General features: G+C 65.2%; 7 protein-coding genes. 3 read left to right on the plus strand and 4 right to left on the minus strand.

The annotated features are described in order from the left end of the window. Positions 1-28: 28 nt before the first annotated feature. Positions 29-619, minus strand: coding sequence for a TetR/AcrR family transcriptional regulator (locus AC6CDK_RS10430; RefSeq protein WP_039646305.1), 591 nt, complete (start codon positions 617-619; stop codon positions 29-31). Between the two features lie 209 nt (positions 620-828). On the opposite strand from AC6CDK_RS10430, the gene AC6CDK_RS10435 reads away from it, so the two are divergent. Continuing rightward, positions 829-1,137: a DUF2917 domain-containing protein gene (locus AC6CDK_RS10435; RefSeq protein WP_039646307.1), complete on the plus strand. Its 309-nt coding sequence runs from the start codon at positions 829-831 to the stop codon at positions 1,135-1,137. 47 nt (positions 1,138-1,184) lie between these two features. Continuing rightward, entirely contained in the window at positions 1,185-2,096 is a 912-nt protein-coding gene (gene rarD, locus AC6CDK_RS10440) for an EamA family transporter RarD (protein ID WP_039646308.1), read from the plus strand. A 12-nt stretch (positions 2,097-2,108) separates the two neighbouring features. Here rarD and AC6CDK_RS10445 read toward each other — a convergent pair whose 3' ends face one another. From AC6CDK_RS10445 to AC6CDK_RS10455, 3 genes are all read right to left on the minus strand, one after another. Beyond that, the gene (locus AC6CDK_RS10445; protein ID WP_039646310.1) at positions 2,109-2,429 is read right to left on the minus strand and encodes an AzlD domain-containing protein; all 321 of its coding nucleotides are present in this window, start codon (positions 2,427-2,429) and stop codon (positions 2,109-2,111) included. Then, positions 2,429-3,133 (minus strand): AzlC family ABC transporter permease, encoded by a 705-nt coding sequence (locus AC6CDK_RS10450; RefSeq protein ID WP_192905990.1) that lies wholly within the window; start codon positions 3,131-3,133, stop codon positions 2,429-2,431. Before AC6CDK_RS10450 ends, AC6CDK_RS10445 begins: the two co-directional genes overlap by 1 nt. A gap of 105 nt (positions 3,134-3,238) precedes the next feature. After that, a complete protein-coding gene (locus AC6CDK_RS10455; protein ID WP_192905991.1) occupies positions 3,239-3,913 on the minus strand; it encodes an outer membrane protein in 675 nt (224 codons plus the stop codon). 226 nt (positions 3,914-4,139) lie between these two features. Between AC6CDK_RS10455 and AC6CDK_RS10460 the strand changes: the two genes are divergently transcribed. Then, on the plus strand, positions 4,140-6,374 hold the full coding sequence (locus AC6CDK_RS10460; protein ID WP_192905992.1) for a methyl-accepting chemotaxis protein: 2,235 nt from the start codon (positions 4,140-4,142) through the stop codon (positions 6,372-6,374). Positions 6,375-6,581: the final 207 nt, after the last annotated feature.

The raw sequence follows: 6,581 nt of genomic DNA on the forward strand, positions 1-6,581 counted from the left end.
CCGATCGTCTAGCCGCCCGGAACCGCTGTCACGCCTGCCGGCGCAGCACCGAGGCGAAGAGAATTTCGATGAAATCCCGCAGCGGCTGGGGCGACTTCATCACCTTGGCCCGCAGGATCGCCCCCTCCAGGCCCGAGAGGATGAACCCCGCCGCCACCCCGGCATCGAGCTCCGGGGCCAGCTCCCCTGCCCGCTGGGCCTCCCGCAGGCAGACGGCGAAACGCTCCTTCCAGGAACGGAAGATCCCGTCGAGCCGGACCCGGAACCGCTCGTGCTGGTCGGCCAGTTCCTGGCCCAGGTTGCCGATGAGGCACCCCTTGCTGCACCGGTTCTGCTCCAGTCGCGCCAGACCGCTCTCCAGATAGTTGCGGACGCGGTTCAGCGGCGTCACCTCATCGTCGTTCAGGAAGGTGTCGAGCCGCTGATCGTAGCGCTCGGCAAAATGATCGATCACGGCCAGGCCGAACTCCTCCTTGCTCCTGAAATAGTGGTAGAAGGACCCCTTGGGGACCCCTGCCTCCTTCAGCACTGCGTCGATGCCGGTGGCGTTGAATCCCTGGCGGGAGATGAGGTCGGTGCCGATGCGGATGATCGTGGCGCGCGTTTCGTTCTTGTCCATGGGAGGAATTATTAGACCGGTCGTCTAGAAAGTCAAGTCCGTTCCCGGAACAGTTTACGTCTTTTTTCAACAGTACAGTTGTCCATTGCCCCACTCTGTACCGGTAACAATTTTCAAATTGTGCAACTGTTATTCTTGTTTGGGATCGGCGATACTGCGACCATTACAGTCCGCCCGTACCGGAACGGCGGCGGAGGGGAGAACGGGTCATGGAACTGCGTCTGCCGAAGAACGAAACGGTTGCCATCGAGGGGAACCCGCAGGGGCTGGTGCTCTGCTGCAAGGAGGGGATCATCTGGCTCACCCAGGAGGGGGACGACCGGGACCGCTTCCTGGGCGCCGGCGACATGTTCTGCTTTACCCACGGCGGCAAGGCGGTACTGGAGGGGCACCGGGACGCCCTGGTGGCCATCGTGCCGGCCACCCACGGCCCGGCAGCCGCGGCGGCCGGGGCACGGAAGCCCTCTTCGGGCTTTCATGGGGGCATCCGCCTCGTGTATCATGGGGGCGGCCAATGAAGGAACTGGTTCTTTCGCCGCCCCACACACCCGGCCAGGAGGCATCAATGAGCAATCCGCCGGACCAGGCGACGCGGGAGGCCCGCACCGGAGTGATCTTCGGCCTCGCCGCCTACCTCCTCTGGGGGTTCTTTCCCATCTACTTCAAGGCCCTGGCCGGCGTGACCCCACTGGAGGTCCTGTCCCACCGGATCGCCTGGTCAGTGGCGACGCTGGCCGTGATGCTGACCGTGGCCCGCCGGTGGGACGGGGTCCGGGCCGCCTTCAGCCAGCCCCGCACCCTGATGACCCTCTGCGCCACCACGCTCCTGATCGCCGTCAACTGGCTGGTCTTCATCTATGCCGTGGGCGCGGGCAAGGTGCTCCAGTCGAGCCTCGGTTACTTCATCAACCCTCTGGTGTCGGCCTTCCTGGGGGTGGTCTTCCTGCACGAGCGGCTCAGCCCCAAGCAGAAGGCGAGCTTCATCCTGGCCGCAGCCGGGGTGGCGATCCTCACGCTCCGGCACGGGGAGTTCCCCTGGATCGCCCTGTCCCTGGGCCTCTCCTTCGGCCTCTACGGCCTGCTGCGCAAAAAGGCGCCCGTTGACTCCCTGGCCGGGCTCACCGTGGAGACCCTGCTCCTCTTCCCGCTCGCCCTCTGCTATCTCGGCTGGCTGGCGTACCAGGGAAAGAGCGCCTTCGTCTCCGGGCCCACCCACATCACCGTCCTGCTCGCCTGCGCCGGGGTCCTCACCTCCACCCCCCTGATCTGGTTCGCGGCGGCCACCAAGCGGCTGCGCCTCGCCACGGTGGGGCTGATGCAATACGTGGTGCCCACGCTCCACTTCGTGCTGGCGGTCTTCGCCTTTGGCGAGACCTTCACCCCCACCCACCTGGCAAGCTTCGCCCTGATCTGGACGGGGCTCGTCCTCTACACCTACGACGCGGCAAAACTCATCTTCGGCAACAGGGGGCGCTGAGCCCCCCGTCCGTCAGACAATCTTTCCGATCAACCAGTAACAGAGCATCCCCACCACCACGGTGAGGCCCAGGGAGCGGGTTTTCAGCGCCACCGCAACGGTGGGGAGCGCGGCGATCAGTTCCGGCCGCCCCAGCTCCAGCGCGCGGCTTTCGCCCGCCAGGAGGCCCGGGGCCAGCAGGGCGCCGAGGATGGCTGCCGGGATGAGGTCCAGCCAGTCGGCCAGCCAGGGCGGTATCTGCCGGTTGGAGAGGAGAACGAGGGGAATCATGCGGGGAAGATAGGTGGCGAGCGCCATGCCCGCGACAACGGCCAGGTAGGTCCGGAAATCCATCAGACCACCCCCCTGGCAGCCCGGTTGCGGCGCACGGCGTAGCCCACCGTGGCGGCGGTGACGGCGGCGATCACGATGTGGGAGTTGCCGGGGATCGTCACGTAGAGGGCCGTGGCCACCAGCCCCGAGAACGCGGCCACGATGGCGTAGAACCGGCTCCGGAGCTGGAAGATCAGCAGGCAGATGAACATGGCGGTGAGGGCGTAGTCGATGCCCAGGGCCCCGGCGGGAACGAACTCCCCGGCATAGGCCCCGGCAATGGTGCTCAGGATCCAGGTCAGGTTGGCCGTCTGGTTCACCACCAGGGCCCGCCACCGGTCCCACCCGCCGGCCCGGAACCGGGCCATGTTCACGGCAAAGCTCTCGTCGGTCACGCCATAGGCGAACAGGGCCAGGAACCGGCGGCTCACCCCCTGGAGCGGCACCGCCAGGGCCGACGTCATGAGGGCATGCCGCAGGTTCACCATGAACGTGGTGGCCACGATGGCACCCAGTGCTGCCCCTGATTTGATCATGGCCACCGCGATGAACTGGGAGCCGCCGGCAAACACCAGCACCGACATGATCCCCGTATCCAGGGGGCCGAGCCCCGCCTTCTGGGCCAGCACCCCCAGGGCCAGCCCGATGGGGGCATACCCCAGACAGATGGGCCAGGCCGCGCCCAGCCCGTCCCTCACCACTCCCCTGCTCCGCTCTTCCGTCATCCGCACACCATCCGCTCGAAATCGCCCCGGTCACGGGCCGCTGCACCGATCAGCACGGGATGATGTGTAGCACAACAACGGGCAAAAAGAAACGGGTGCCCCGGCTCAGAACTTGACCCGGAACCCCACCATGCCGTTGTGGCTCTCGTACTTCAGTTTGGTCGTGGTGATCCAGTCCGAGTCGAAGGTTCCCTTGGTGGTGCCGAAGTAGCGGTATCCCAGGTCAAGGGACAGGCTCGGATTGATGGCGATCTCCACGCCGCCGCCCGCCTGGTAGGCGAACACCGTGGTGTCGTCCTCCGGGTAGAGGAGCAGCCGGCCCGAGGCGTCGCTGCCGTACGTGTCGCTCAGGCTCAGAACGGCAAAGCCGATGCCTCCCCCGAAGTAGGGGGTGACCGGCGTATTGTTGTGCAGATCCACAAAGGCGTTGGCCATGAACGCCAGGGCGCCGAGGTTGCCGTCCACCCCCCGGAACCGGAAGCCGGTATCGTCGGTGATCGAACTGATCTCCGCATGCTTGTACGAGAGTTCCCCCTCCAGCCGGAAGTGGCCGAAATCGTACCCGCCGGTACCGCCCACGTAGATGTTCGGGTCATACTCCACCCGGTCGTTGAAAACGTCGCCGAACTGATTGTCGATACTCGTCACATCGGCATCCAAGGCGGCGCTTACCCCGAAGAAGCCCGAGACGTACCCTCCCGGCCGGGCCGGAGTGGCGCCCGCCACGGCGGGCAGAGTGCAGAGCGCAAAGGCGGCAATGGCAATCGTGTGTTTTTTCATGACTGTTCCTCCTTCAGAGAGTGCGAATGTCCGGGCTCGCGGCACTGGTATCAGTGTACCCCTATTCGCTTGAAATGAAACCCGGGCGGGAGCGCAACCGCCGCCGCGCCCATCCCGTATACGGCACACAGTCCGCTTTTACGAAAAAACATCAAGACAAACCGGGTTACGGCCGATACGTTCCATATGAATCCTTTGATGCGTTCCAGCGGGAGGAACCATTAGCATGTCACTGTCATTCAGAAATGCGCGGCTTCGGGCGAAGCACATCCTCGCATTCAGCGCCATGGCCCTGATCGTGGCCGTCACCGGCATCTTCGGCATCTGGCGGGTCGACAGCGTGGTAACGCAGGTGAAAACCATGCTCCGGGGCCGCGCCCTCCAGGAAAAAGCGGTCCTCAACATGCAACTGAGCCAGAAGGCGTGCCGGGTCAACCTGGTCGAGGCCGCCATGGTCAGGACCGACCCGGACGAATTCGAAGAACACGTCAACAACTATCGCGCCAAGAACGAGCTGTTCAAAAAATACTCGAACGCCCTGCTCAACGGCGACCCCGCCCTGGGCATCCCCCCGGCTCCGGCCGGCAGCCCCGTCGCGAACTACGCAGCCGCCGTCCTGGCAAGTTGGGGCGAATTCGAAAAGGCAGCGGACCAGCTCATCGCCCACAAGCAGCGTCTGCTGAAGGGACTGCGAAGCGGCGTGGTGGACCAGGCCGCCAAGGATGCCCTGGCCGATGAAACCCTGAACCGGCTCGCCCTGGAAACCATCCGCGACACCAGCGAGAACGCCAAGCTCGACATCGACGACCTGGCCGACTACCTCGAATCCCAGACCTACGCCGGGCTCAAGGCCACCGATACCATCCGCCAGTCCACCCGCTACACCTTCATCACGGTCATCCTCATGGCCGTTGCCGCAGCCATTGGCCTGGGGCTTCTCTTCACCCGCATGATCGTTGGCCGGGTCAAGCGCGTGGCCGCGGCACTCCAGAGCGGCGCCCGGGGCGACCTGACCGCCGCCGTGCCGGTGGACTCCCGCGACGAGCTCGGCACCCTGGGCGACGACTTCAACACCATGGCCGACCGGCTCTCGGGCATGCTCACCTCGGTCCGCAAGGCCGTGGGCGAGCTGCACGCCCTGTCCGACAAGATCGCCGTCGCGGCCGGCAAGGTAACCGAAGGCGAAGAGATCCAGGCCAAGGGCGTCAACGCCGCCTCCTCGGCCATCTCCGAGATCAACGCCTCCATCCGCGAAGTGGCCGACGGCGTCGCCAACCTCTCCCTCAGCGCGGCCGACACCTCATCCTCGATCCTGGAAATGACCGCCAGCGTCGAAGAAGTGGCCATCAACGCCGACAGCCTCTCGCGCCTGGTGGACGAAGTAAGCTCCTCGGTCATCCAGATGGCCGCATCCATCAAGCAGATCGACGGCAGCGTCCAGAGCCTGATGGAAATCTCCACCACCACCGCCTCCTCCGTGGCCCAGATGGACACGGCCATCGGCCAGGTCGAAGTGAACGCCCGCGAAACAGCCGCCCTTTCCGAAGACGTGGAGCGCGAGGCCGAGCGGGGCAAGCGCGCCGTGGAGGACGCTATCGCCGGCATTGTGGCCATTCAGCGCTCCTCGCGCATCACCACCGAGGTCATCGACGTCCTGTCCCGCAAGGTGGAAGACATCGGCGGCATCATCTCCGTTATCGACGAAATCGCCGAGCAGACCAACCTCCTTTCCCTCAACGCCGCCATCATCGCGGCCCAGGCCGGCGAACACGGCCGCGGCTTCGCCGTGGTGGCCGGCGAGATCACGGACCTGTCCGACCGGACCCGCACCTCCACCCGGGAGATCGCCGAGGTCATCATGGGGGTCCAGAGCGAAACCCGGCGCGCCGTGGAAGCCATCAGCCGGGCCGACAAGAGCATTGCCGACGAAGAGCGCCTCTCCGCCAACGCCGACGAGGCCCTGGGCAAAATCGTCATGCGGGCCCGCGAAGCCTCCTCGCGGGTGGCCGAAATCGCCCGCGCCACCGTTGAGCAGGCCACCGGCAGCAAGATCATCCGCGACGCCATCAACCGGGTCACCGACATGACCGGCCAGATCGCCAGCGCCACCAGCGAGCAGGGCGCCGGCGGCGACCTCATCATGACCGCGGTGGAGCGGATGCGCGACGCCACCGCCCAGGTCCGCAACTCCACCCGCGAGCAGAGCGCCACGGGAAACATCATCGCCCGCTCCACCGAAAACATCACCGACATGATCGGCCAGTTCCGCAACGCCAGCGAAGAACAGTTCCGGGGCAGCGAGCAGATCGTCCGGTCCATGGAAGAGATCCAGAAGTCGGCAACCATGAGCCTCGAAGTCTCGCGGGTCATGGAAGAAGCGGCCATCACCCTCAGCCGCCAGGTAAAAGTGCTGGAAACCGAGATGGAAGGCTTCCACATCCGCGGCCAATCCTCCCGCTGATCCTGACTTCATAACGCGCCACAGGGGGAGCCGGTGTACCGGTTCCCCCTTTTTTGTGTCCTCTCCCCAGAATCCCCTGTTGCATCAGGATTTTCCTGACTTGACTGCGCTCGTGCGCGCAGGGATAGTCGGGGCGTATACTTGTGGTGGGTTAATGAGTTTGGATTACAGCGGGTCGCTGGGAGAAATGTTCTATGTGGGGGGATG

The sequence above is a fragment of the Geobacter sp. PheSNFMC genome (assembly GCF_059620965.1).

What these genes read in the sequence shown, in the direction of transcription:
- AC6CDK_RS10430 (WP_039646305.1), bottom strand. Translation starts at nt 619, where the DNA reads ATGGACAAGAACGAAACGCGCGCCACGATCATCCGCATCGGCACCGAC.
- AC6CDK_RS10435 (WP_039646307.1), top strand. Translation starts at nt 829, where the DNA reads ATGGAACTGCGTCTGCCGAAGAACGAAACGGTTGCCATCGAGGGGAAC.
- rarD (WP_039646308.1), top strand. Translation starts at nt 1,185, where the DNA reads ATGAGCAATCCGCCGGACCAGGCGACGCGGGAGGCCCGCACCGGAGTG.
- AC6CDK_RS10445 (WP_039646310.1), bottom strand. Translation starts at nt 2,429, where the DNA reads ATGGATTTCCGGACCTACCTGGCCGTTGTCGCGGGCATGGCGCTCGCC.
- AC6CDK_RS10450 (WP_192905990.1), bottom strand. Translation starts at nt 3,133, where the DNA reads ATGACGGAAGAGCGGAGCAGGGGAGTGGTGAGGGACGGGCTGGGCGCG.
- AC6CDK_RS10455 (WP_192905991.1), bottom strand. Translation starts at nt 3,913, where the DNA reads ATGAAAAAACACACGATTGCCATTGCCGCCTTTGCGCTCTGCACTCTG.
- AC6CDK_RS10460 (WP_192905992.1), top strand. Translation starts at nt 4,140, where the DNA reads ATGTCACTGTCATTCAGAAATGCGCGGCTTCGGGCGAAGCACATCCTC.